The sequence below is a fragment of the Tepidimonas sediminis genome, from assembly GCF_007556605.1.
Taxonomy (GTDB): Bacteria; Pseudomonadota; Gammaproteobacteria; order Burkholderiales; family Burkholderiaceae_C; genus Tepidimonas; species Tepidimonas sediminis.
On record NZ_VJND01000012.1, the window covers coordinates 1 to 23,982 of the forward strand.

Below are 23,982 nucleotides of genomic sequence, written 5' to 3' on the forward strand. Positions count from 1 at the left end.
CGATCGAGCTGCCCAAGGACAAGGAGATGGTGATGCCGGGCGACAACGTCACGATCACGGTCAAGCTGATCGCGCCGATCGCGATGGAGGAAGGCCTGCGCTTTGCCATCCGCGAAGGCGGCCGCACGGTGGGCGCCGGCGTGGTGTCCAAGATCATCGAGTGAGGCCAGGGTCTCCGGCCTGCCGCTACAATCGGCAGGCCGCTGCAGGGGTATAGCTCAATTGGCAGAGCGTCGGTCTCCAAAACCGAAGGTTGGGGGTTCGATTCCCTCTGCCCCTGCCAGTCGCCGGTGAGCGCGCCAGCCGGCCCAACCGTCCAAGCCCGACCGGGTCCCGAACCAGGACCGCCGCGGGCTTGATCTTTCTGGTGCCAAGGTTTTTGTGGGATGTGAGGACACGATGGCCTCGACGGAGATCGAAACGGTCAGCCCCGCGGCCGACAAGGCCAGGCTTGCCGCCGCCGGCGTGCTGGCGCTGCTCGGTTTCGTGGCGTACTACCTGCTGGGCGCGCAGGGTGCCTGGGTGCAGTGGGCGGCGCTGCTGCTGGCGCTGGCCGCCGGCATCGGTGTCGGGCTGACGGCCTCGCCGGGGCAGCGCCTGATCGCCTTCGGCCGCGACGCGGTCAAGGAGGCGCGCAAGGTCGTCTGGCCCACGCGCAAGGAGGCCGCGCAGGTCACCGGCTACGTGTTCGCGTTCGTCGCCGTGATGGCGATCTTTCTGTGGCTGACCGACAAGCTGCTCGAGTGGGTGCTGTACGGCCTGATCCTGGGGTGGAGGTGAAGATGAGCGAGACGACGAATGCGGCGCCGACGATGAGCGCCGCGCCCGCCGAGGGGATGCGCTGGTACGTCGTGCACGCCTACTCGGGCATGGAAAAGGCGGCCGAGCGCAACATCCGCGAGCGCGTGCAGCGCGCCGGCATGCAGCACAAGTTCGGCCGCATCCTGGTGCCCACCGAGGAGGTGGTCGAGATCAGGAACGGCGTCAAGCGCACCACCGAGCGCAAGTTCTTCCCCGGCTACGTGCTGGTGGAGATGGTGATGGACGACGACACCTGGCACCTGGTGAAGAACACCAGCAAGGTGACCGGCTTCGTCGGCGGGGCGCGCAACCGCCCCACGCCCATCTCCGAGGAGGAGGTGCAGAAGATCATCGGCCAGATGCAGGAGGGCGCCGACCGTCCGCGCCACAAGGTCGAGTTCGAGATCGGCGAGCTGGTGCGGGTCAAGGAAGGGCCGTTCGCCGATTTCAACGGCACGGTCGAAGAGGTCAACTACGACAAGAGCAAGCTGCGCGTGTCGGTGACGATCTTCGGGCGCGCCACGCCGGTGGAACTGGAGTTCAACCAGGTCGAGAAGACCTGAGCGTGGCCCGGGCCGCGCCCTTGACCGCGCGGGTCCTCGGGTTATAATGGAGAGCTTTTTTAGCCCGCGGTTGCTGTCGACTGCGGGCGCGTTGCCGTCAACGGTTCGGGCGGCGACCTGCGGCGGGCAGCCGTCGCGGCGGGGTCGAACCATCAGCGCGAGGAGGCGTGCCCGCGCGGGGCGCCGTCGGAACTCGCAGGAGCAACCATACCATGGCCAAGAAGATCGTCGGCTTCATCAAGCTGCAGGTGCCAGCGGGTAAAGCCAATCCCTCTCCCCCGATCGGTCCGGCGCTGGGTCAGCGCGGCCTCAACATCATGGAGTTCTGCAAGGCGTTCAACGCCCAGACGCAGGGCATGGAGCCCGGTCTGCCGCTGCCGGTGGTGATCACCGCCTACGCGGACAAGAGCTTCACCTTCGTCATCAAGACGCCGCCGGCCACCACGCTGATCAAGAAGGCGATCAAGCTGGAGAAGGGCTCCTCCAAGCCGCACGCGCAGAAGGTCGGCAAGATCACGCGCGCCCAGCTCGAGGAAATCGCCAAGACCAAGATGAAGGACATGACCGCGGCCGATCTCGACGCGGCGGTGCGCACGATCGCGGGTTCGGCGCGCTCGATGGGTGTGATCGTGGAGGGACTGTGAGATGGCCAAGCTGACCAAGAAGCAGAAAGCCCTGCAGGGCAAGGTCGATCCGGCCAAGCTCTACCCGCTGCCGGAGGCGCTGGCGATCGTGAAGGAGTGCGCCACCGCCAAGTTTGACGAATCGATCGACGTGGCGGTGCAGCTCGGCGTCGATCCGCGCAAGTCCGACCAGGTGGTGCGCGGGGCCGTGGTGCTGCCCAACGGCACCGGCAAGACCAAGCGCGTGGCGGTGTTCGCCCAGGGCGCCAAGGCCGAGGAGGCCAAGGCCGCCGGGGCCGACATCGTCGGCTTCGAGGATCTGGCGGCGCAGGTCAAGGCCGGCAACATCGACTTCGACGTCGTGATCGCGGCGCCGGATGCGATGCGCGTGGTCGGCCAGCTGGGTCAGATCCTCGGGCCGCGCGGCCTGATGCCCAACCCCAAGGTCGGCACGGTGACGCCGGACGTCGCCGCCGCGGTGCGCAACGCCAAGGCCGGCCAGGTGCAGTTCCGCGTCGACAAGGCGGGCATCGTGCACACCACGATCGGGCGCCGTTCGTTCGACGTCGACAAGCTGCAGGGCAACCTGGCGGCGCTGATCGAGGCGCTCAACAAGGCCAAGCCGCAGTCGTCCAAGGGGCAGTACCTGCGCAAGGTCGCGGTGTCCTCGACCATGGGCGTCGGCGTGCGCGTCGACCCGCAGACCATCGTCGCGGGCTGACGGCCGAAGGAATTCGGGCCGGCGTTGTCGCTCCCCAAGGGAGCGGTGCCGCCGGGCTGGATGGTGGGTCCGGGCGGCGTGCCGTCCGGAGCCATCCAAGACCGCTGGTGCGAAGACCGCTTCGCCTAAGTGCCGCCCGTGCGGGCGGTGGCCAGCGCAGATGGCGATCCCGCCGTGGAAGGAATCGGGTGCCGGCTGCGGCCGGCGTGCGGTGTTGCCGGACACGGTTGATCGCTGCAACGAGGTGCAAGCCCGCCACCCGGCGGGCGTGCGTGGAAGGAGTCAACCTTGAGTCTGAACCGCAGTGAGAAGCAAGCCGTCATCGACGAGGTGGCGGCGCTCGCCGCCAAGGCGCAGACGCTGGTGATGGCCGAGTACCGTGGCATCACGGTGGCCGACCTGACCAAGCTGCGTGTCGAGGCCCGCAAGGCCGGCGTGACGGTCAGCGTGTTGAAGAACACGCTGGCGCGCCGTGCCGTGGCCGACACGCCGTTTGCGGTCGCCGCCGAGCAGATGAGCGGTCCTCTGCTCTACGCCTTCTCGGAAGATGCCGTGGCCGCCGCCAAGGTGGTGGTCGAGTTCGCCAAGACCAACGAGAAGATGGTCCTGCGCGGCGGCGTCTACGCCGGCAAGGCGCTGGACGTCAACGGCGTCAAGGCGCTGGCGAGCATCCCGTCCAAGGAGGTGCTGCTGTCGCAGCTGCTCGGTCTGCTGCAGTCGCCCGTCTCGCGCCTGGCGCGTGTCGTGGCGGCGCTGGCCGAGAAGAAGGGCGAAGGCCAGCCGGCCGCCGAGGCCCAGCCCGCTTGATCAGGGCATCGTCCGCTTTCCTCAACCTGTATTCCTGGAACTGACATCATGGCTTTCAACAAAGACGAATTCCTGGCCGCTCTGGACACCATGACGGTGATGGAGCTCAACGACCTGGTCAAGGCGATCGAGGAGAAGTTCGGCGTCTCCGCCGCCGCGATGGCCGCCCCGGCCGCCGCCGCCGGTGCCGCCGCTCCGGCCGCCGAGGAGAAGACCGAGTTCGACGTGATCCTGAAGGACGCCGGCTCCAACAAGGTCGCGGTGATCAAGGCGGTGCGCGAGATCACCGGCCTGGGCCTGAAGGAGGCCAAGGACCTGGTGGACGGCGCGCCCAAGACCGTCAAGGAAGGCATGCCGAAGGCGGATGCCGAGGCGGCCAAGAAGAAGCTGGAGGAAGCCGGCGCCAAGGCCGAACTCAAGTGATTCGGCGCTCGCCTGCTGCGCGGCCCGATCCTGGTCCCGCGATGCTCGCCGTACCTCGGTACGGCTGGGCTTGCCGAACCAGCCTCGGGCCGCCCGCGACGGCGATCGCTCGAATCACGATGGCGCCGCGCACGTCCGCAAGGGCTTGCGTGGCGGCTGTGACGGGGCTGGTCCGTGGACCGGCCCGTCGCGCTTGAGGTCGAGAGCGCACGTGCAAGGGGTTGGTCGCCGCCGGCTCCTTGCACGTGCCTTCTGAACCGACTGCAGGAGGCGCCTTGGTCCGGGCCCGCGTGCAACGCGCGGGCCGTCAGCCGACAGACCGGTGGGGGCCGGTCGCCAAGCCATGCCGCGGCTGCCGCAGCGCCGTTGCGCAGCCCGCCGCCAGTCGCCGCAGCATCGAACCGCGAGACGGAGTTTCCATGGCCCAGTATTCGTACACCGAGCGCAAGCGCATCCGCAAGAGCTTCGGCAGCCGCGACAGCGTGCTCGAGATCCCCTACCTGCTGCAGATGCAGAAGGACGCCTACACGGCGTTCCTGCAGGCCGACGTGCCGCCGCGCCAGCGCAAGTCGGTCGGCCTGCAGGCGGCGTTCGAGTCGGCCTTCCCGATCGTGTCGCACAACGGCTTCGTCGAGATGAAGTTCGTCGAGTACACGCTCGGCAAGCCGGTGTTCGACGTGCGCGAGTGCCAGATCCGCGGCCTGACCTACGCCGCGCCGGTGCGCGCGCGCGTGCAGCTGATCATCTACGACCGCGAGGCCTCCACGCCGCAGTCCAAGGTGGTCAAGGAGGTCAAGGAGCAGGAGGTCTACATGGGCGAGGTGCCGCTCATGACCGACAAGGGCTCCTTCATCGTCAACGGCACCGAGCGCGTCATCGTCAGCCAGCTGCACCGCTCGCCCGGCGTGTTCTTCGAGCACGACAAGGGCAAGACGCACTCCAGCGGCAAGCTGCTCTTTTCCGCGCGCATCATCCCGTACCGCGGCTCGTGGCTGGACTTCGAGTTCGACCCGAAGGACCTGCTGTACTTCCGCGTCGACCGGCGCCGCAAGATGCCGGTGACGATCCTGCTGAAGGCCATCGGGCTCACCCCCGAGGCGATCCTGGCGCACTTCTACGTCAACGACCACTTCCGGCTGCTCGACAGCGGCGCGCTGATGGCCTTCGTGCCGGAGCGCCTGAAGGGCGAGGTGGCGCGCTTCGACATCACCGACAAGAACGGCAAGGTGGTGGTGGCCAAGGACAAGCGCATCACCGCGCGCCACGTGCGCGAGCTGGAGCAGTCCGGCACCACGCACATCAGCGTGCCGGAGGATTACCTGATCGGCCGCGTGGTGGCCAAGAACATCGTCGATCCGGACAGCGGCGAGATCATCGCGCGCGCCAACGACGAGCTGACCGAGACGCTGCTGAAGAAGCTGCGCGCCGCCGGCATCCAGGAGCTGCCCTGCATCTACACCAACGAGCTGGACCAGGGCCCCTACATCAGCCAGACGCTGCGCATCGACGAGACGGCCGACGAGTTCGCCGCCCGCGTGGCGATCTACCGCATGATGCGCCCCGGCGAGCCGCCGACCGAGGACGCGGTGCAGGCGCTGTTCCACCGCCTGTTCTACAACCCGGAGACCTACGACCTGTCGCGCGTGGGGCGCATGAAGTTCAACGCGCGCGTCGGCCGCGACTCCCCCGACGGTCCGATGGTGCTGACCAACGACGACATCCTGGCGGTGGTCAAGATCCTGGTGGACCTGCGCAACGGCAAGGGTGAGGTCGACGACATCGACCACCTGGGCAACCGGCGCGTGCGCTGCGTCGGCGAGCTGGCCGAAAACCAGTTCCGCATGGGCCTGGCGCGCATCGAGAAGGCGGTCAAGGAGCGTCTCGGCCAGGCCGAGACCGAGCCGCTGATGCCGCACGACCTGATCAACTCCAAGCCGATCTCCGCGGCGCTCAAGGAGTTCTTCGGCGCCAGCCAGCTCAGCCAGTTCATGGATCAGACCAACCCGCTGGCCGAGATCACGCACAAGCGCCGCGTCTCGGCGCTGGGTCCGGGCGGTCTGACCCGCGAGCGCGCCGGCTTCGAGGTGCGCGACGTGCATCCGACCCACTACGGCCGGGTGTGCCCGATCGAGACGCCGGAAGGCCCCAACATCGGCCTGATCAACTCGCTGGCGCTGTATGCGCGCCTCAACGAGTACGGCTTCATCGAGACGCCGTACCGCCGCGTGGTGGACGGCAAGGTCACCGACCAGATCGACTACCTGTCGGCCATCGAGGAAGGCAAGTACATCATCGCGCAGGCCAACGCCGAGCTGGACGAGGAAGGCCGGCTGGTCGGCGAGCTGGTGTCGGCGCGCGAGAAGGGCGAGTCGATCCTGACCACGCCGGATCGGGTGCAGTACATGGACGTCTCGCCGGCGCAGATCGTCTCGGTGGCGGCCTCGCTGGTGCCGTTCCTCGAGCACGACGACGCCAACCGCGCGCTGATGGGCGCCAACATGTCGCGCCAGGCGGTGCCGGTGCTGCGGCCCGAAAAGCCGCTGGTGGGCACGGGCATCGAGCGCGTCGCCGCGGTCGACTCCGGTACCGTGGTGGTGGCCAAGCGCGGCGGCGTGGTCGACTACGTCGACGCCAACCGCATCGTCATCCGCGTCAACGACGACGAGGCGGTGGCCGGCGAGGTGGGCGTGGACATCTACAACCTGATCAAGTACCAGCGCTCCAACCAGAACACCAACATCCACCAGCGCCCGATCGTCAAGAAGGGCGAGCGCATCCACAAGGGTGCGGTGATCGCCGACGGCGCCTCCACCGACCTGGGCGAGATCGCGATCGGCCAGAACATGCTGATCGCCTTCATGCCGTGGAACGGCTACAACTTCGAGGACTCGATCCTGATCTCGGAGAAGGTGGTGGCCGAGGAGCGCTACACCAGCATCCACATCGAGGAGCTGGTGGTGATGGCGCGCGACACCAAGCTCGGGCCGGAGGAGATCACCCGCGACATCCCGAACCTGTCGGAGCAGCAGCTCAACCGACTGGACGAGTCCGGCATCATCTACGTCGGCGCCGAGGTGCAGCCCGGTGACGTGCTGGTCGGCAAGGTCACGCCCAAGGGCGAGACGACGCTGACGCCCGAGGAGAAGCTGCTGCGCGCGATCTTCGGCGAGAAGGCCTCCGACGTGAAGGACACCTCGCTGCGCGTCGAGCAGGGCAGCCAGGGCACGGTGATCGACGTGCAGGTCTTCACGCGCGAGGGCATCCAGCGCGACAAGCGTGCGCAGCAGATCATCGACGATGAGCTCAAGCGCTTCCGCCTGGACCTGAACGACCAGCTGCGCATCGTCGAGGCCGACGCCTTCGACCGCCTGGAAAAGCTGCTGATCGGCAAGGTGGCCAACGGCGGGCCGAAGAAGCTGCCCAAGGGCACGGTGCTCACCAAGGCATATCTCGCGGAGGTGGACAGGCACCACTGGTTCGACATCCGCGTGGCCGACGACGACGTGGCCGCGCAGATGGAGTCGATCAAGAACGCGCTGGAGGCCACGCGCCACAAGTTCGACCAGGCCTTCGAGGAAAAGCGCAAGAAGCTGACGCAGGGCGACGAGCTGCCGCCGGGGGTGCTGAAGATGGTCAAGGTGTTCCTGGCCGTCAAGCGCCGCCTGCAGCCCGGCGACAAGATGGCCGGCCGCCACGGCAACAAGGGCGTCGTCTCCAAGATCGTGCCGGTGGAGGACATGCCCTACATGGCCGACGGCACGCCGATCGACATCGTGCTCAACCCGCTGGGCGTGCCCTCGCGCATGAACATCGGGCAGGTGCTGGAGGTGCACCTGGGCTGGGCCGCCAAGGGGCTGGGCGAGCGCATCGGCGAGATGCTGCAGCGTCAGGCCGACGTGGCCGAGGTGCGCAAGTTCCTCGACACCATCTACAACTCCACCGGCCGCAAGGAAAACCTCGACGACCTGTCGGACGAGGAGATCATCGCGATGGCGCAGGAGCTCACCAAGGGCGTGCCGTTCGCCTCGCCGGTGTTCGACGGCGCCAGCGAGGAGCAGATCCGCGCGATGCTGCGCCTGGCCTACCCGGATGAGGTGGCCAAGGCCAAGGGCCTGACCGAGAGCCGCACGCAGGCGCAGCTCTACGACGGCCGCACCGGCGATCCGCTGGAGCGCAAGACCACCATCGGCTACATGCACTACCTGAAGCTGCACCACCTGGTGGACGACAAGATGCACGCGCGCTCCACCGGCCCGTACTCGCTGGTCACGCAGCAGCCGCTGGGTGGCAAGGCGCAGTTCGGCGGCCAGCGCTTCGGCGAGATGGAGGTCTGGGCGCTGGAGGCCTACGGCGCGTCCTACGTGCTGCAGGAGATGCTGACCGTCAAGTCCGACGACGTGCAGGGCCGCACCAAGGTGTACGAGAACATCGTCAAGGGCGAGCACTCGATCGATGCGGGCATGCCCGAGTCGTTCAACGTGCTGGTCAAGGAAATCCGCTCGCTCGGTATCGACATCGAGCTGGAACGCAACTGAAGCAAGCCCACGAGGAGCGCAAGCCATGAAATCCCTGCTCGACCTGTTCAAGCAGTTCACGCCCGACGAGCACTTCGACGCCATCAAGATCGGCCTGGCTTCGCCGGAGAAGATCCGCTCGTGGTCGTTCGGCGAGGTCAAGAAGCCCGAGACGATCAACTACCGCACCTTCAAGCCGGAGCGCGACGGCCTGTTCTGCGCCAAGATCTTCGGCCCGATCAAGGATTACGAGTGCCTGTGCGGCAAGTACAAGCGCCTGAAGCACCGCGGCGTGATCTGCGAGAAGTGCGGCGTGGAGGTCACGCAGGCCAAGGTGCGCCGCGAGCGCATGGGCCACATCGAGCTGGCCGCGCCGTGCGCGCACATCTGGTTCCTGAAGTCGCTGCCCAGCCGCCTGGGCCTGGTGCTGGACATGACGCTGCGCGACATCGAGCGCGTGCTGTACTTCGAGGCCTACGTGGTCATCGACCCGGGCATGACGCCGCTGAAGAAGGGCGCCATCATGTCCGAGGACGACTACGACGCCAAGCGGCGTGAGTACGGCGACGAGTTCGTCGCCAAGATGGGCGCCGAGGGCATCAAGGAGCTGCTGCAGAACATCGATCTGGACCTGGAGATCGAGAAGCTGCGCAACGACCTGACCGGCTCGGAGATGAAGGTCAAGAAGAACGCCAAGCGCCTGAAGGTGCTGGAGGCGTTCAAGAAGTCGGGCATCAAGCCGGAGTGGATGATCCTGGAGGTGCTGCCGGTGCTGCCGCCGGACCTGCGGCCGCTGGTGCCGCTGGACGGCGGGCGCTTCGCCACCTCCGACCTCAACGACCTCTACCGCCGCGTCATCAACCGCAACAACCGCCTGAAGCGCCTGCTGGAGCTGAAAGCGCCGGAAATCATCGCGCGCAACGAGAAGCGCATGCTGCAGGAGGCGGTGGACAGCCTGCTGGACAACGGCCGTCGCGGCAAGGCGATGACCGGCGCCAACAAGCGCGCGCTGAAGTCGCTGGCCGACATGATCAAGGGCAAGAGCGGCCGCTTCCGCCAGAACCTGCTGGGCAAGCGCGTGGACTACTCGGGCCGTTCGGTGATCGTGGTCGGTCCGACGCTGAAGCTGCACCAGTGCGGCCTGCCCAAGCTGATGGCGCTGGAGCTGTTCAAGCCGTTCATCTTCGCGCGGCTGGAGCAGATGGGGATTGCCACGACGATCAAGGCCGCCAAGAAGGAGGTCGAGGCCGGCACGCCGGTGGTGTGGGACATCCTGGAGGATGTCATCAAGGAACACCCGGTGCTGCTCAACCGCGCCCCGACGCTGCACCGCCTGGGTATCCAAGCGTTCGAGCCGGTGCTGATCGAGGGCAAGGCGATCCAGCTGCATCCGCTGGTGTGCGCGGCGTTCAACGCCGACTTCGACGGCGACCAGATGGCCGTGCACGTGCCGCTGTCCATCGAGGCGCAGATGGAAGCGCGCGTGCTGATGCTGTCGTCGAACAACGTGCTCTTCCCCGCCAACGGCGAGCCCTCCATCGTGCCGTCGCAGGACGTGGTGCTGGGGCTGTACTACGCCACGCGCGAGCGCATCAACGGCAAGGGCGAGGGCATGATCTTCGCCGACGTCGATGAGGTGGAGCGGGCGCTGGCGGCCGGCGCGGTGGAGCTGACCAGCCGCATCAGCGTGCGCCTGACCGAGTGGCTGAAGAACAAGGAGACCGGCGAACTGGAGCCGGTGACCAGGCTGCGCGACACCACGGTGGGCCGCGCGCTGCTGTCGCGCATCCTGCCCAAGGGGCTGCCGTTCGAGCTGATCGACAAGCCGCTGAAGAAGAAGGAGATCTCCAAGCTCATCAACGCCTCGTTCCGCAAGTGCGGCCTGAAGGAGACGGTGGTCTTCGCCGACCAGCTGATGCAGAACGGCTTCCGCCTGGCCACGCAGGCCGGCATCTCGATCTGCATCGACGACATGCTGGTGCCGGCCGAAAAACAGGCCATCATCGAGCGCGCCGAGGCCGAGGTCAAGGAGATCGCCCAGCAGTACGCCTCGGGCCTGGTGACCGCCGGCGAGCGCTACAACAAGGTGGTCGACATCTGGGGCAAGGCCGGTGACGAGATCTCCAAGGTGATGATGGAGCACCTGAAGAAGGAGAAGGTCATCGACCGCCACGGCAACGAGGTGGAGCAGGAGTCCTTCAACTCCATCTACATGATGGCCGACTCCGGCGCGCGCGGCTCCGCCGCCCAGATCCGCCAGCTCGCCGGCATGCGCGGCCTGATGGCCAAGCCCGACGGCTCGATCATCGAGACGCCGATCACCGCCAACTTCCGCGAGGGCCTGAACGTCCTGCAGTACTTCATCTCGACGCACGGCGCGCGCAAGGGTCTGGCGGATACGGCGCTGAAGACCGCCAACTCCGGCTACCTGACGCGCCGCCTGGTCGACGTGACGCAGGACCTGGTCGTCACCGAGGAGGACTGCGGCACCAGCAACGGCACGCTGATGCGCGCCATCGTCGAGGGCGGCGAGGTCATCGAGAGCCTGCGCGAGCGTATCCTGGGCCGCACCACGGCCGAGGACATCGTCGACCCCGAGACGCAGCGCGTGCTGGTGCGCGCCGGCCAGATGCTGGACGAGGACGCGGTGGACCTGATCGAGCAGGCCGGCATCGACGAGGTGCGCGTGCGCACCGTGCTGACCTGCGAGACGCGCTACGGCGTGTGCGCGCGCTGCTACGGGCGCGACCTGGGCCGCGGCGGGCTGGTCAACGTCGGCGAGGCCATCGGCGTGATCGCCGCGCAGTCGATCGGCGAGCCGGGCACCCAGCTGACGATGCGCACGTTCCACATCGGGGGCGCGGCGTCGCGCGCGGCGGTGGCCTCCAGCGTCGAGGCCAAGTCCAACGGCATCGTCGGCTTCAACAGCACGATGCGCTACGTCACCAACGCCAAGGGCGAGCAGGTGGTGATCGCACGCTCCGGCGAGATCGTCATCCACGACGACAACGGCCGCGAGCGCGAGCGCCACAAGGTGCCCTACGGCGCGATCCTGGCGGTCAAGGCCGACCAGCGCGTCACCGCCGGCACCGTCCTGGCCAACTGGGACCCGCTGACGCGCCCGATCATCACCGAGTTCGCCGGCGTGGTGAAGTTCGAGAACGTCGAGGAAGGCCTGACGGTGGCCAAGCAGGTCGACGAGGTCACCGGCCTGTCGACGCTGGTGGTCATCGACCCGAAGCGCCGCGGCGCCACCAAGGTGGTGCGCCCGCAGGTCAAGCTGATCGACGCCGAGGGCAAGGAGGTCAAGATCCCCGGCACCGACCATGCGGTGACGGTGACCTTCCCGGTCGGCGCGCTGATCCAGGTGCGCGACGGCCAGAGCATCCACCCCGGCGAGGTGCTGGCGCGCATCCCGGTGGAAGGCCAGAAGACGCGCGACATCACCGGCGGTCTGCCGCGCGTGGCCGAGCTGTTCGAGGCGCGCTCGCCGAAGGACAAGGGCATCCTCGCGGAGATCACCGGCACGGTGTCGTTCGGCAAGGAAACCAAGGGCAAGGTGCGGCTGCAGATCACCGACCCGGACGGCAAGGTCTGGGAAGAGCTGGTGCCGAAGGAAAAGAGCATCCTCGTGCACGAGGGCCAGGTGGTCAACAAGGGCGAGCTGATCGTCGACGGGCCCGCCGACCCGCAGGACATCCTGCGGCTGCTCGGCATCGAGGAGCTGGCGCGCTACATCGTCGACGAGGTGCAGGACGTCTACCGCCTGCAGGGCGTGAAGATCAACGACAAGCACATCGAGGTGATCGTGCGCCAGATGCTGCGCCGCGTCGAGGTCGAGAACCCGGGCGACAGCCACTACATCGCCGGCGAGCAGGTCGAGCGCTCCGAGATCCTCAACGTCAACGATCGCCTGCGCGCCGAAGGCAAGCAGCCGGCCACCTTCAAGAACCTGCTGCTGGGCATCACCAAGGCGTCGCTGTCGACCGACTCGTTCATCTCCGCGGCATCGTTCCAGGAGACGACGCGCGTGCTCACCGAGGCGGCCATCATGGGCAAGCGCGACGAGCTGCGCGGCCTGAAGGAAAACGTCATCGTCGGCCGCCTGATCCCGGCCGGCACCGGCATGGCGTTCCACGAGGCGCGCCGCGCCAAGGAGCGCATGGACGAGGAGGAGCGCCGCGCCATCGCCGAGGCCGACGCGCTGTCGCTGGCCGGCAGCGACGGCGACGACGAGACGGCTTGACGCGCTCTGGCAGCCCCGGCGCCGGCCCCCATGGGCGGCGCCGGGCGGGCCGATCGACCCCGCCCGGCGGCGCGCCGCGGCGGGGTTTTGTCGTCGTGAGCAGCCCGGCGCGTGCTAGAGTGCCGACGAGGGCCGGGGGGCCGGCTCAAGGGGCCGACGATGGAAGGCGCGACGTCGTGGATCGAGGCGGCCGGCCGCTGGCCGCGCTGGGTGTGGGCGCTGCTCGTGCTGGCGGCGCTGGGGCTGTGGCTGGCGCGCGCCTACAACCGGCTGCAGGCGCTGCAGAACCGCGTGGCCAACGCGTTCGGCCAGATCGACGTGCAGCTCAAGCGCCGGCACGACCTGATCCCCAACCTCGTCGAGGTGGCGCGGCGCTACCTGCGGCACGAGCACGACACGCTGCAGGCCGTCATCGAGGCGCGCGGCCGTGCGCAGCAGGCCGAACGGCGCGCCGCCGCCGCGCCGGTGGATGCCGCCGCCCTCGGTGCGCTGGCCGGCGCCGAGGCGGCGCTCGGCGGGGCGCTGGGGCGGCTGTTCGCGCTGGCGGAGGACTACCCCGAGCTGAAGGCCGACCAGACGCTGCGCGAGCTGCGCGAGGAGCTCGCGCACACCGAGAACCGCATCGCGTTCGCGCGCCAGGCCTACAACGACGAGGTGCTGGCCTACAACGACACGGCGCGCCACTTTCCGACCCTCGTGGCGGCGCGGCTGTTCGGCTTTGCCGTCCTGCCGCCGCTGCAGGCTACGGGGTCGGAGGAAGAGCGCCAGCCGCCGCGCGTGCGGCTGTGACGGGTTTGCCCGGCGGTGCGCGCCTTCTTCGATCGCCAGGCCGAGGCGCGGCGCCAGACGCGGCGGCTGCTGGTGCTGTTCGGCCTGATGGTGGCCGCGGTGGTGGCGGCGGTCAACGGCGCGCTGGCGCTGGCGTGGCGGCTGATGGCGGGCGGTGGCTGGCTCGGCTACCCGCGTTTCTTTTTCGAGGTCAACACCGGCGTGACGCTGCTGTTCGTGCTGGGCGGCTGGTGGCTGGAGAGCAACACGCTGCGCCACGAGGGTGGGGCCGCGCTGGCGCGGCGGCTTGGCGCGCGCCCGGCGCGCGAGGCCGACTTCGACGAGCGGCGCCTGGTGCACGTCGTGCGCGAGATGGCGCTGGCGGCCGGCATGACGCCGCCGGCGGTGATGGTGATCGAGCGCGACGCGGCGATCAACGCGTTCGCCACCGGCTGGGACGAGCGCGACGCCGTCGTGGCGCTGACCGAAGGCGCCCTGCGCCACCTGACGCGCGCCGAGCTGCAGGGCGTGGTGGCGCACGAGCTCAGCCACATCCGCGAGGGCGACACGCGGCTGAACATGCGCCTGGTCGGCATGGTGTACGGGCTGGAGATGCTGTACCGCCTCGGCGAGCAGCTGATGGAGCCGGATGCGCGCGGGCGGCGCCATGCCGGCGCGCTGATCGGGCTGGCGCTGCGCGTGGCGGGCTGGCTCGGCTGGGTGGCGGGCCATGCGCTGCAGGCGGCGGTGGCGCGCCAACGCGAGTTCCTGGCCGACGCGCGCGCGGTGCAGTGGACGCGCCAGCGCGACGGGCTGGGGCGCGCGCTGCGCAAGGTGCTGGGCCAGCGCCGCGGCGAGGGCGATGCCGGCGACGGCCCGCTGCCGTTGCCGCAGGCGCGGCACCTGTGGCTGGTGTCGGTGCCGCGCGATGCCTGGCTGCCCTGGTTCGATCCGCATCCGCCGCTGGCGCAGCGCATCGCGCGGCTCTATGGCGGTACCATGCCGCCGCTGCCACCGCACGATGGCCTGGATGCCGCCGATGAACCTGTCGTCCCCGCCCGCCCCACCCCTGTCTGAGCTGCTGGCCGCTGCGGCGCGCGGTGTCGCCGGCGTGCGCGCCGGCCGCTCGCTGGCGGAGCTGCTGCCCGCGGTGCCGGCGCCGCTGCGCCCCGGTACCCAGGCGCTGGTGTTCGAGGCGCTGCGCCTGGGCGGCACGGCGCACGCGCTGGTGCGCGCGCTGGCCGAGCGCACGCCGCCGCCGCGCGTGGCCGCGCTGCTGGAGGTGGCGCTGGCGCTGCTGGTGCAGGGGGAGGCCTATGCCGAGCACACGGTGGTGGACCAGGCCGTGCAGGCGCTGCCGCGGCTGCGTGCGCCGGCCCTGCGCGGCTTCGTCAACGCCTGTCTGCGCCGCTTCCTGCGCGAGCGCGAGGCGCTGTTGGCGCAGGTGCGCGCCACGCCGGAGGGGCGCTGGAACCACCCGGCGTGGTGGGTGCAGCGGCTGCAGGCCGACCATCCGCTGCGCTGGGCCGAGGTGCTGGAGGCTGACAATGCCGCCGCGCCACTGGTGCTGCGCGTCAACCGGCGCCGCGCCACCCGCGCCGACGTGCTGGCGCGGCTGGTGCTGCAGGGCTTGAGCGCCGAGCCGATCGGCGCCGACGGGCTGGTGCTGCAGCGCGCGGTGCCGGTGCAGCAGTTGCCCGGCTGGGAGGAGGGGTGGGTCTCGGTGCAGGACGGCGCGGCGCAGCTGGCCGCGCCGCTGCTGTTGGGCCAGGGGCTGCGTCCCGGCGCGCGTGTGTTGGATGCCTGCGCGGCGCCGGGCGGCAAGAGCGCGCACCTGCTGGAGCTGGCCGATGTGGATCTGTGGGCGCTGGACGCCGACGCGCAGCGCGTCCAGCGCCTCCACGAGACGCTGGCGCGGCTGCGCCTGCCGGCACCGGGCGGGGCGGTGCAGGTGCGCTGCGCCGACGCCGGCGATCCCGCCACCTGGTGGGACGGCCGACCGTTCGACGCCATCCTGCTCGACGCGCCGTGCACCGCCTCGGGTATCGTGCGCCGCCACCCGGACGTGCGCTGGCTGCGCCGAGCCGGCGACGTCGAGCGCCTGGCGGCGCAGCAGCGGCGGCTGCTGCGGGCGCTGTGGCCGCTGCTGGCGCCGGGCGGACGGCTGCTCTACGCCACCTGTTCGGTGTTCCGCGCCGAGGGCGAGGAGGTGGTGCGCCACTTCCTGCGCGAGCAGCGCGACGCGCGGCGCCTGCCGGCTCCGGGCCACCTGTTGCCCGGCGGGCGGCCGGCCGATGCCACGCCGGCGGCCGACGCGCTGCTGGCGGCCTGGGCGATGGGGGAGAATGCGCGCCGTGGCATGGACGGATTCTTCTACGCGCTGCTGGTCCGGGACTGAGCGGGCGGGCCGCCGTGGCGTGCTGCGGGCGCTGGCGGGGCTGGCGCTGGGCGCCTGGGCAGGGATGCCGGGGGCGCGCGCGGCGGCGCAGCCGGTGTGGCAGGTGTGGCGGCGGGACGAGGCGCTGCTGGTGCAGGCGCGCGTGCCGCTGGAGCTGCCGCCAGCGCTGCACGAGGCGCTGCTGCGCGGGGTCGCGCTGACCTTCGTCTGGCAGGCCGAGCTGCGCCGGCCGCGCTGGTACTGGACCGATCGGGTGCTGCTGGGTGCGCGCCGCACGGTGCGGCTGACCTACCAGCCGCTGACGCAGCGCTGGCGCCTCAGCGTCAGCGACGGTGCGGCCGCCGACGAGCCGGGCGCGGCGCTGCAGCGCGTGCTCGACACGCTGCAGGAGGCGCTGGCGCTGGTGCGCAGCAGCCAGCAGTGGCGCATCGCGCTGCCGCCGGCGCTGCGCGGCGACGAGCGGCTGGAGCTGGCCTTCTTCCTCGACACCGGACGACTGCCGCGGCCGCTGCAGTGGCTGTCCGGGGTGGAGGGGGTGCCGCCGTTGGCCTGGCGCACGGCGCTGCCGCTGGCCACGGTGCCGACGGCGGAGCCGCCGCAGGAGGCGGAGGAGCCGGCATGAGCGACGCCGCCCTGCGCGATGCCCGCCGCGCGCACCGCCTGCGCTGGTTCGTCGCGCTGGGCGTGGTGTTCATGCTCGGCGTCGGGCTGGTGCTGTTCGTGCTGCTGGCGCTGGCCACCGACCATCGCGCCGTGGCGCCGCAGACCTACGGACGGCTGCTGCTGCTCAACCTGGCGGTGGCCGCGGTGCTGCTGGCCGTGCTGCTGTGGCTGGGGCTGCGGCTGCTGGTGCGCCTGCGCCGGGGCCGCTTCGGCAGTCGGCTGCTGCTGAAGCTCGCGGCCATCTTCGCGCTGGTGGGGGTGGCGCCGGGTGGGCTGATCTATCTCGTCTCCTACCAGTTCGTCAACCGGGCCATCGAGGCCTGGTTCGACCAGCGGGTGGAGACGGCGCTGCAGGCCGGGCTGGCGCTGGGGCGCACCGCGGTGGACACGGTCAGCGCCGACTGGACGGCCAAGGCGCGCGGGGTGGCGGCGGCGCTGGCGGGCGTCGGGGACGCGGCGGCGGCGGTGATGCTGGAGACGTGGCGCGAGCAGCTGGGCGCGGCTGACCTGGTGCTGTGGAGCGTGCAGGGGCGCGCGCTGGCCAGCGCCGGCGAGTCGCGTTTCAGCCTGGCCCCGCAGCGCCCGCCGGCGGCGCAGCTGCGCCGCGCGCGCAGCGAGCGCGTCGTCACCTGGGTCGAGGGGCTGGACGATCTGGAGGGGCTGGGCGATCCGGCCGAGGTGACCAGCCTGCCGCCGCAGCGGCTGCCGCGCGTGCGCGTGCTGGCGCTGGTGCCGGCCGAGGCCGGGCTGGGCTTCGCCGCCGAACCGCGCTTCCTGCAGGTCACCGCCCCGATGCCGGCGGCGCTGGTGGCCAACGCGCTGGCGGTGCAGGTGGCCAACCGCGAGTACCAGGAGCGGCGCCTGGCGCGCGAGGGCCTGCGCAGCATGTACATCGGCACGCTGACGCTGGCGCTGTTCCTGTCGGTGTTCGGTGCGGTGCTGCTGGCGGTGCTGCTGGGCAACCAGCTGGCGCGCCCGCTGATCCTGCTGGCCGAGGGCATGCGCGACGTGGCGCGCGGCGACCTCGGGCCGAAGGTGGCGCTGCCGGCGCGCGATGAGCTCGCCGGCCTGACGCGCACGTTTGCCGACATGACGCGCGAGCTGGCCGAGGCGCGCCAGGCGGTGCAGGCCTCGATGCAGCAGGTCGACGCGGCGCGCGCCGGGTTGCAGACGCTGCTGGACAACCTGACCGCCGGGGTCATCGTGCTGGCGCCGGACGGGCGGCTGCGGCGCGTCAACCCAGGGGCCGAGCGTATCCTCGGCGTGCCGTTGGCGGCGCACCTGGGCCAGCCGCTGCAGGCGGTGCCGGGCCTGGAGGCGCTGGGGGCGTGGGTGATGGAGCAGTTCGCGCGCTTTGCCGGCGAGCATGACCAGCCCGCCGAGGGCGCGCACTGGCAGCAGCCGGTGGAGCACCGCCCGCCCGGCACGGCTGCCCAGGCGGCTGCGCGCACGCTGGTGGCGCGCGGCGCGGCGCTGCCCGGGGGCGAGTGGCTGCTGGTGCTGGACGATGTCAGCGACCTCGTTTCGGCGCAGCGCGCCCAGGCCTGGGGCGAGGTGGCGCGGCGGCTGGCGCACGAGATCAAGAACCCGCTGACGCCGATCCAGCTGTCGGCCGAGCGGCTGGCGCACAAGCTGGGCGCGCGGCTGCAGGGGCCGGATGCGGCGATGCTGGACAAGGCGGTGCGCACCATCGTCGACCAGGTCGAGGCGATGAAGCGCCTGGTCAACGAGTTCCGCGATTACGCGCGGCTGCCGGCGGCGCAGCTGGTGCCGCTGGATCTCAATGCGCTGCTGCGCGAGATCGCGGCGATGTACGAGGCCGGTCCGCTGCCGCTGCGGCTGGAGCTGCAGGAGGACTGCCCGCCGGTGCTGGCCGATGCGCAGCAGGTGCGCCAGGTGGTGCACAACCTCGTGCTCAACGCGCAGGACGCGATGAGCGCGGCGGGGGTCCGCGGCGCCGTGACGCTGCGCACGCAGACCTCGCGCAGCGGACAGTGGGTGCGGCTGCACGTGCTGGACGACGGGCCGGGCTTTGCCGAGGCGATCCTGCAGCGCGCCTTCGAGCCCTACGTCACCACCAAGCCCAAGGGCACCGGACTGGGGCTGGCGGTGGTCAAGAAGATCATGGACGAGCATGGCGGCCGCATCGAGCTGGCCAACCGGCGCGAGGGCGAGCGCATCGCCGGCGCCCAAGTGTCGCTATCATTCAGGGTTGCAAATATGCAACAGGGGGCCCTCGCCCGCGGGTGACAGGAGACGATGGCAAACATTCTGGTGGTCGACGACGAGCTCGGCATCCGCGAGCTGCTGTTCGAGATCCTCAACGACGAAGGGCACAGCGTCGAGCTGGCCGAGAACGCCGCCCAGGCGCGGCAGCTGCGCCAGCGCTACCGGCCCGACCTCGTGCTGCTCGACATCTGGATGCCCGACACCGACGGCGTGACGCTGCTGAAGGAGTGGGCCGCCACCGGGCAGCTGACGATGCCGGTGATCATGATGAGCGGCCACGCCACCATCGACACCGCGGTGGAAGCCACGCGTATCGGGGCGATGGCCTTCCTGGAAAAGCCGATCACGCTGCAGAAACTGCTGCAGGCGGTGGACAAGGCGCTGACGCGCGCGCCGCTGCGCGTGGTCGCCTCGGCCGCGGCGCAGCCCGCGCGTCCGGCGGCACCCGAGGCCACGAGCGGCCCGGCGGCGGGCGCGACCGGGCCCGCGCCCGAGGCGCCCCCGGCGCAGCCCGGCACGATCACGCTGCCGATGCCGGGCCGCGGCACGTTCACGCTCGATCTCGACGCGCCGCTGCGCGAGGCGCGCGATGCCTTCGAGAAGGCCTATTTCGAGTTCCACCTGGCCAAGGAGCAGGGGTCGATGACCCGCGTGGCCGAGAAGAGCGGGCTGGAGCGCACGCACCTGTACCGCAAGCTCAAGCAGCTCGGCGTCGACCTGTCGCGCGCCAAGCGGCTGGCGTGACGGCGGGGCGCCTTGCTCTGCGTGCTATACTGCGAGCTTTCACGGCCAAGTAGCTCAGTTGGTAGAGCAGCGGACTGAAAATCCGCGTGTCGGTGGTTCGATTCCGCCCTTGGCCACCAGATCCCGACGCCCGGCCCGTACGCCGGGCGTTTGTCTTGGCGGCTGCCGGGCCGCCGCTGCCGATGCTGCGCGTCACCACGCTCAACCTCAACGGTATCCGCTCCGCCGCGGCCAAGGGGCTGGAGGACTGGGTCGCCGCCGCCGCGCCCGACGTGCTGTGCGTGCAGGAGCTCAAGGCGCAGGCGGCCGACGTCGCCGGGCGCTTCGAGACGCTGGCCGGACGGCGCGGCCACTTCCACTTCGCCGCGCGCAAGGGCTATGCCGGTGTCGGCATCTACACCGCGCTGCAGCCCAGCGACGTCGTCGAGGGCATCGGCGTGCCGGAATTCGACGACGAGGGGCGCTGGATCGAGCTGCGCTTCGACACGCCCGCGCGGCGCTTCAGCATCGTCAGCGTCTATTTTCCGAGCGGCTCCTCCGGCGAGGAGCGCCAGCAGGCCAAGTTCCGCTTCCTCGAGCTCGTCGAGCCGGTGCTGGCGCGGCTGGCGCAGCAGCGCGAGGCGCTGGTGTGCGGCGACGTCAACATCGCCCACACCGAGAAGGATCTGAAGAACTGGCGCGGCAACCAGAAGAACAGCGGCTTCTTGCCGGAGGAGCGCGCGTGGGTGAGCCGCCTGCTGGCCGACGGGCGCTGGGTGGATGTCTACCGCCGCCTGTATCCCGACGCCGAAGGCGAGGGCTACACGTGGTGGAGCAACCGCGGCCAGGCGTGGGCGAAGAACGTCGGCTGGCGCATCGATGTGCACTGGGCCACGCCGGCGGTGGCGGCGGCGGCGCGCGCCGCCAGCGTCTACAAGGCGCAGCGCTTCTCGGACCACGCGCCGCTGACGATCGACTACGACTGGGCGCCCTGAGCGGCCCGGGCGGCGCGGGGGCTTGACGGCTGTCCTACACTGGAGCCATGAGCATGATCCCTGCCACCATCCTGACCGGCTTTCTCGGCGCGGGCAAGACCACGCTGCTCAAGCGCATCCTGACCGAGGCGCACGGCCAGCGCATCGCCGTGATCGAAAACGAGTTCGGCGCCGAGAACATCGACAACGACATCCTGGTGGCCGACACCGAGGAGCAGATCGTGCAGATGAGCAACGGCTGCGTCTGCTGCACGATCCGCGAGGACCTGCGCAGCACGCTGTCGCTGCTGGCGGCCAAGCGCCGCAAGGGTCTGCTGGCGTTCGACCGCGTGATCATCGAGACCACGGGCCTGGCCGATCCGGGGCCGGTGGCGCAGACCTTCTTCATGGACGACGAGGTCGCCGAGACCTACCTGCTGGATGCCATCGTGACGCTGGTCGACGCCAGGCACGCGCCGCAGCAGCTCGACGAGCGGCAGGAGGCGCGGCGCCAGGTGGGCTTTGCGGACCAGATCTTCGTCAGCAAGGCCGACCTGGTGTCGGCCGAGGAGCTCGACGCGCTGATCCACCGGCTCAAGCACATGAACCCGCGCGCGCCGATCGACACCGTGCACTTCGGCCAGGTGGCGCTGGACAAGGTGCTGGATCTGCGCGGCTTCAACCTGAACGCCAAGCTCGACCTCGATCCGGATTTCCTGCAGGCCGGGGAGCACGAGCACGCGCACCACGACCACAGCCACTGCGACCATGAGCACGGCCACTGCGCGCATGCGCACGACCACGGCCACGCCCGGCATCACCACCACCACGACGACGTCCAGAGCTTCGTGTGGCGCAGCCAGCGCCCGTTCGATCCGCACAAGCTGGAGGACTTCCTCGGCGCCGTGGTGCAGGTCTGGGGGCCGAAGCTGCTGCGCTACAAGGGCGTGCTGCACATGCAGGGCACCGACCGCAAGGTGATCTTCCAGGGCGTGCACCAGCTGATGGGCAGCGACCTGGGGCCGGTGTGGAAACCCGGCGAGGCGCGCGAGAGCCGCATGGTCTTCATCGGCATCGACCTGCCGCGCGACATCCTGGAGCAAGGGCTGCAGCAGGCGCTGGCCTGAAGCGCTGGGCTGGCGGCGCGCAGCCCTTACAATCGGCCCCCATTCCAACGGGCGGGCCGCTGTCGCGGTCGGGGTGCCGCCGTCGCGCCACCGCCCCAAGCAGAGGAGAGGCATCGTGGTGAAGAAACGCTCGTCGCCCACCGCGGCCGCACCCGCGCCGGCTGCGGCCCACGCGGCGCCGCCGGCGCCGCGCAAGCCGTCGGCCGCCGCCGCGCGGCGGGCCCAGCAGGCCGCGATGCACGCCCAGACCACCGAGGCCGTGGCGCCGACGCACGATCCGCGTGCCGCCAAGGCCAGCTACGCTCCCGAAACCGTCATGACCACCACCACCGCCGCGCCGGCCGCCGTGCTGGCCAAGGATCCCACCCGCGCCGACAACTGGAAGAAGCTGCCGGTCGAGCAGCTCACCGACGCCGACATCCTGGCGATGCCGGACGAGGAGTACATGAACGAGGTGCAGCTGGCCTATTTCCGCCGCAAGCTGCTGGAGCTCAAGCAGGGCATCCTGCACAACGCCGGCGAGACCACCGAGCACCTGCGCGAGGACACGGTCGTCGTGCCCGATCCGGCCGACCGCGCCACGATCGAGGAGGAGCACGCGCTGGAGCTGCGCACGCGCGACCGCGAGCGCAAGCTGCTCAAGAAGATCGACCAGGCGCTGGCGCGCATCGACAGCGGCGACTACGGCTACTGCGAGGAGACCGGCGAGCCGATCGGCGTCGGGCGCCTGCTGGCCCGTCCGACCGCCAGCCTCTCGATCGAGGCGCAGCAGCGCCGTGAGCTGAAGCAGAAGCTCTTCGGCGACTGAGCCGGAGGGCGCCGCAGCGGCCCGAGCCCGATGGAAGCCAGGCCCGCGTCCACCGCGCCGGTGCGCTGGTGGGCCGCGCTGTGGAGGCGCTGGCGCGGTGGCGTGGATCCCGCCGAGGACGTGCGCGGGCTGCCCGAGGAGCGCGCGGCGCTGGAAGCCGCGCTGCGCCTGAAGCGCCGCCACGACGAGGAACGGCACGCCGAACTGGACGAGCTGCGTGCGCTGCGCCTGCGCCAGCAGGGCCAGCGCGCAGGCGAGCAGCGCGGCGCGGCGCCCAGCGGCCAGGGCGGTGACGAGGCTTGGGCGGTGCCGGCGGCACCGCGCGCGCGCACGGCCGAGCAGATCGAGCGCATCGCGGCCCAGATGGCCGAGCAGCTCACCGCGCCGGCGCCGCCGGATGCGGCGGCCGACGGCGGGGCGCCGCGGCGCGGGCGGCCGCGGCTCGCCATCGACCTGGTGCACGCCGAGCCGCACGCCGCGGTCGAGCCGCAGGGCTGGCTGGGTCATCCGGCCCTGACCGAGGCGGCGGTGGCCTACGCCAACGGCCGCTTCGACGCCGCGCGCCGCTCGCTGGAGGCCCTGGAGGCCGACGCCCGGCAGCCGGCGCTGGCCTGCGTGGCGGGCCGGCTGCGGCTGGATCTGCTGTGGGCGCTGGGTGATCTGCCCGGCTTCGAGGCTGCGGCGGCGGACTGGGCCGAGCGCTTCGGCCGGCCGCCGCCGGTCTGGCCGGTGCAGCACGCCGAGACGGCCGCGCCGGCGCGGCCGGTGCCGCAGCGCATCTGGCGCGCGCCGGCGCGCCTGAGCGCCTCCGCGCTGACGGGCTGGGATGGGGCGTCCGAGCCCGACGCCCTGGACTGGCGCGGCCTGGAGGCCGTGGAGGACGACGCGCTGGCGCCGCTGACCGAGGCGCTGGAGCGCTGGGCGGCGCAGCCGCGCGTGCTCAGCATGGCCGGGGTGGAGGTGCTGCTGCGGGTGCTGAAGGCGGCCACGCCCTCGGGGCGGCGCGACGTGGCGGTCGGCTGGTGGCGCCTGCGTCTGGCGGCGCTGCGCCTGCTGGAGCGGCGCGCCGCCTACGAACTCGCGGCGCTGGATGCGCTGGCGTCGGTGGGGCTGGCGCCGGTGCCGTGGAGCGTGCCGCGCGCCCGCGTCGTGGAGGTGGACGAGTTGCCGGCCGAAGCGCCGTCGCCGGCCGCGCCCCAGGGCACCGTGCTGGCCGGCGAGAGCCAGTTTCCCGCCATGCCGACCGCACTGGCGGACTGGCCGGCCGAGGCGCCCGCCGCCCGCGGGGCCAGCGCCAGCGTCATCGTCGAAGGGGTGCTGGCCGGCGACGTCGGCTCGACGCTGGCGCGCCTGGAGGAGGCCTGGCTGCGGCTGCAGGACGCCGACGGCGGCGGCATGCCGCTGCTGGTGATCGACGCGCAGGGGCTGCAGCGGCTGGATTTCGCCGCCGCCGGCGCGCTGCTGCAGTGGCTGCTGGCGGCGCGCGCGCGCGGCCTGCGCGTGCAGTGGCACGGGGTGGCGCCGCTCATCGGTCTGCTGCTGCACGCCGTGGGCATCGACGAGGTGGCCGAGGTGCGGCTGCGACAATAGCGGC

Annotated in this window: 19 protein-coding genes and 2 tRNA genes; all 21 read left to right on the plus strand. The window is 70.9% G+C overall.

The features are described 5' to 3' along the window. Positions 1–164: EF-Tu C-terminal domain-related protein (locus Tsedi_RS09440; RefSeq protein ID WP_484421970.1), on the plus strand; the 164-nt coding region annotated here is incomplete at its 5' end. Between the two features lie 43 nt (positions 165–207). Beyond that, positions 208–283 (plus strand) — tRNA-Trp (locus Tsedi_RS09445). A 116-nt stretch (positions 284–399) separates the two neighbouring features. Then, the gene (gene secE / locus Tsedi_RS09450) at positions 400–780 is read left to right on the plus strand and encodes a preprotein translocase subunit SecE (protein WP_143895982.1); all 381 of its coding nucleotides are present in this window, start codon (positions 400–402) and stop codon (positions 778–780) included. Positions 781–782: 2 nt separating this feature from the next. After that, positions 783–1,364 carry a transcription termination/antitermination protein NusG gene (gene nusG, locus Tsedi_RS09455; RefSeq protein WP_143895984.1) on the plus strand — a complete coding sequence of 194 codons (582 nt, stop codon included), beginning with the start codon at positions 783–785 and terminating at the stop codon, positions 1,362–1,364. Between the two features lie 212 nt (positions 1,365–1,576). After that, positions 1,577–2,008 carry a 50S ribosomal protein L11 gene (rplK, locus tag Tsedi_RS09460; RefSeq protein WP_143895986.1) on the plus strand — a complete coding sequence of 144 codons (432 nt, stop codon included), beginning with the start codon at positions 1,577–1,579 and terminating at the stop codon, positions 2,006–2,008. Position 2,009: 1 nt separating this feature from the next. Beyond that, entirely contained in the window at positions 2,010–2,708 is a 699-nt protein-coding gene (rplA, locus tag Tsedi_RS09465) for a 50S ribosomal protein L1 (RefSeq protein WP_143895988.1), read from the plus strand. 288 nt (positions 2,709–2,996) lie between these two features. Continuing rightward, positions 2,997–3,515, plus strand: coding sequence for a 50S ribosomal protein L10 (gene rplJ / locus Tsedi_RS09470; RefSeq protein ID WP_143895990.1), 519 nt, complete (start codon positions 2,997–2,999; stop codon positions 3,513–3,515). 48 nt (positions 3,516–3,563) lie between these two features. Continuing rightward, complete coding sequence (gene rplL / locus Tsedi_RS09475; RefSeq protein WP_143895992.1) at positions 3,564–3,938, plus strand: 50S ribosomal protein L7/L12; 375 nt, start codon at positions 3,564–3,566, stop codon at positions 3,936–3,938. A 419-nt stretch (positions 3,939–4,357) separates the two neighbouring features. Beyond that, complete coding sequence (gene rpoB, locus Tsedi_RS09480; RefSeq protein WP_143895994.1) at positions 4,358–8,473, plus strand: DNA-directed RNA polymerase subunit beta; 4,116 nt, start codon at positions 4,358–4,360, stop codon at positions 8,471–8,473. Between the two features lie 25 nt (positions 8,474–8,498). Further along, complete coding sequence (rpoC, locus tag Tsedi_RS09485) at positions 8,499–12,698, plus strand: DNA-directed RNA polymerase subunit beta' (RefSeq protein ID WP_143895996.1); 4,200 nt, start codon at positions 8,499–8,501, stop codon at positions 12,696–12,698. 159 nt (positions 12,699–12,857) lie between these two features. After that, positions 12,858–13,487 (plus strand): LemA family protein, encoded by a 630-nt coding sequence (locus tag Tsedi_RS09490; RefSeq protein ID WP_143895998.1) that lies wholly within the window; start codon positions 12,858–12,860, stop codon positions 13,485–13,487. A 15-nt stretch (positions 13,488–13,502) separates the two neighbouring features. Further along, the gene (locus Tsedi_RS09495; protein WP_246099250.1) at positions 13,503–14,543 is read left to right on the plus strand and encodes a M48 family metalloprotease; all 1,041 of its coding nucleotides are present in this window, start codon (positions 13,503–13,505) and stop codon (positions 14,541–14,543) included. Continuing rightward, the gene (gene rsmB, locus Tsedi_RS09500; protein ID WP_143895999.1) at positions 14,506–15,864 is read left to right on the plus strand and encodes a 16S rRNA (cytosine(967)-C(5))-methyltransferase RsmB; all 1,359 of its coding nucleotides are present in this window, start codon (positions 14,506–14,508) and stop codon (positions 15,862–15,864) included. Before Tsedi_RS09495 ends, rsmB begins: the two co-directional genes overlap by 38 nt. 19 nt (positions 15,865–15,883) lie before the next feature. Next, the gene (locus Tsedi_RS09505; RefSeq protein WP_185970628.1) at positions 15,884–16,486 is read left to right on the plus strand and encodes a DUF4390 domain-containing protein; all 603 of its coding nucleotides are present in this window, start codon (positions 15,884–15,886) and stop codon (positions 16,484–16,486) included. Further along, a complete protein-coding gene (locus Tsedi_RS09510; protein ID WP_143896003.1) occupies positions 16,483–18,777 on the plus strand; it encodes an ATP-binding protein in 2,295 nt (764 codons plus the stop codon). Before Tsedi_RS09505 ends, Tsedi_RS09510 begins: the two co-directional genes overlap by 4 nt. A 9-nt stretch (positions 18,778–18,786) precedes the next feature. Then, the gene (locus tag Tsedi_RS09515) at positions 18,787–19,500 is read left to right on the plus strand and encodes a response regulator (protein WP_143896005.1); all 714 of its coding nucleotides are present in this window, start codon (positions 18,787–18,789) and stop codon (positions 19,498–19,500) included. A gap of 43 nt (positions 19,501–19,543) precedes the next feature. Next, a tRNA-Phe gene (locus tag Tsedi_RS09520) sits at positions 19,544–19,619 on the plus strand. 63 nt (positions 19,620–19,682) lie between these two features. Beyond that, entirely contained in the window at positions 19,683–20,474 is a 792-nt protein-coding gene (locus Tsedi_RS09525; RefSeq protein ID WP_143896007.1) for an exodeoxyribonuclease III, read from the plus strand. 47 nt (positions 20,475–20,521) lie between these two features. Beyond that, positions 20,522–21,580, plus strand: coding sequence for a CobW family GTP-binding protein (locus Tsedi_RS09530; RefSeq protein ID WP_143896009.1), 1,059 nt, complete (start codon positions 20,522–20,524; stop codon positions 21,578–21,580). Between the two features lie 115 nt (positions 21,581–21,695). Then, on the plus strand, positions 21,696–22,388 hold the full coding sequence (gene dksA, locus Tsedi_RS09535) for an RNA polymerase-binding protein DksA (protein WP_246099251.1): 693 nt from the start codon (positions 21,696–21,698) through the stop codon (positions 22,386–22,388). Between the two features lie 30 nt (positions 22,389–22,418). Then, positions 22,419–23,978: an STAS domain-containing protein gene (locus Tsedi_RS09540; protein WP_143896013.1), complete on the plus strand. Its 1,560-nt coding sequence runs from the start codon at positions 22,419–22,421 to the stop codon at positions 23,976–23,978. The last annotated feature ends 4 nt before the right edge of the window (positions 23,979–23,982 follow it).

What these genes read in the sequence shown, in the direction of transcription:
- secE (WP_143895982.1), top strand. Translation starts at nt 400, where the DNA reads ATGGCCTCGACGGAGATCGAAACGGTCAGCCCCGCGGCCGACAAGGCC.
- nusG (WP_143895984.1), top strand. Translation starts at nt 783, where the DNA reads ATGAGCGAGACGACGAATGCGGCGCCGACGATGAGCGCCGCGCCCGCC.
- rplK (WP_143895986.1), top strand. Translation starts at nt 1,577, where the DNA reads ATGGCCAAGAAGATCGTCGGCTTCATCAAGCTGCAGGTGCCAGCGGGT.
- rplA (WP_143895988.1), top strand. Translation starts at nt 2,010, where the DNA reads ATGGCCAAGCTGACCAAGAAGCAGAAAGCCCTGCAGGGCAAGGTCGAT.
- rplL (WP_143895992.1), top strand. Translation starts at nt 3,564, where the DNA reads ATGGCTTTCAACAAAGACGAATTCCTGGCCGCTCTGGACACCATGACG.
- rpoB (WP_143895994.1), top strand. Translation starts at nt 4,358, where the DNA reads ATGGCCCAGTATTCGTACACCGAGCGCAAGCGCATCCGCAAGAGCTTC.
- rpoC (WP_143895996.1), top strand. Translation starts at nt 8,499, where the DNA reads ATGAAATCCCTGCTCGACCTGTTCAAGCAGTTCACGCCCGACGAGCAC.
- Tsedi_RS09490 (WP_143895998.1), top strand. Translation starts at nt 12,858, where the DNA reads ATGGAAGGCGCGACGTCGTGGATCGAGGCGGCCGGCCGCTGGCCGCGC.
- rsmB (WP_143895999.1), top strand. Translation starts at nt 14,506, where the DNA reads ATGAACCTGTCGTCCCCGCCCGCCCCACCCCTGTCTGAGCTGCTGGCC.
- Tsedi_RS09510 (WP_143896003.1), top strand. Translation starts at nt 16,483, where the DNA reads ATGAGCGACGCCGCCCTGCGCGATGCCCGCCGCGCGCACCGCCTGCGC.
- Tsedi_RS09515 (WP_143896005.1), top strand. Translation starts at nt 18,787, where the DNA reads ATGGCAAACATTCTGGTGGTCGACGACGAGCTCGGCATCCGCGAGCTG.
- Tsedi_RS09525 (WP_143896007.1), top strand. Translation starts at nt 19,683, where the DNA reads ATGCTGCGCGTCACCACGCTCAACCTCAACGGTATCCGCTCCGCCGCG.
- Tsedi_RS09530 (WP_143896009.1), top strand. Translation starts at nt 20,522, where the DNA reads ATGAGCATGATCCCTGCCACCATCCTGACCGGCTTTCTCGGCGCGGGC.
- Tsedi_RS09540 (WP_143896013.1), top strand. Translation starts at nt 22,419, where the DNA reads ATGGAAGCCAGGCCCGCGTCCACCGCGCCGGTGCGCTGGTGGGCCGCG.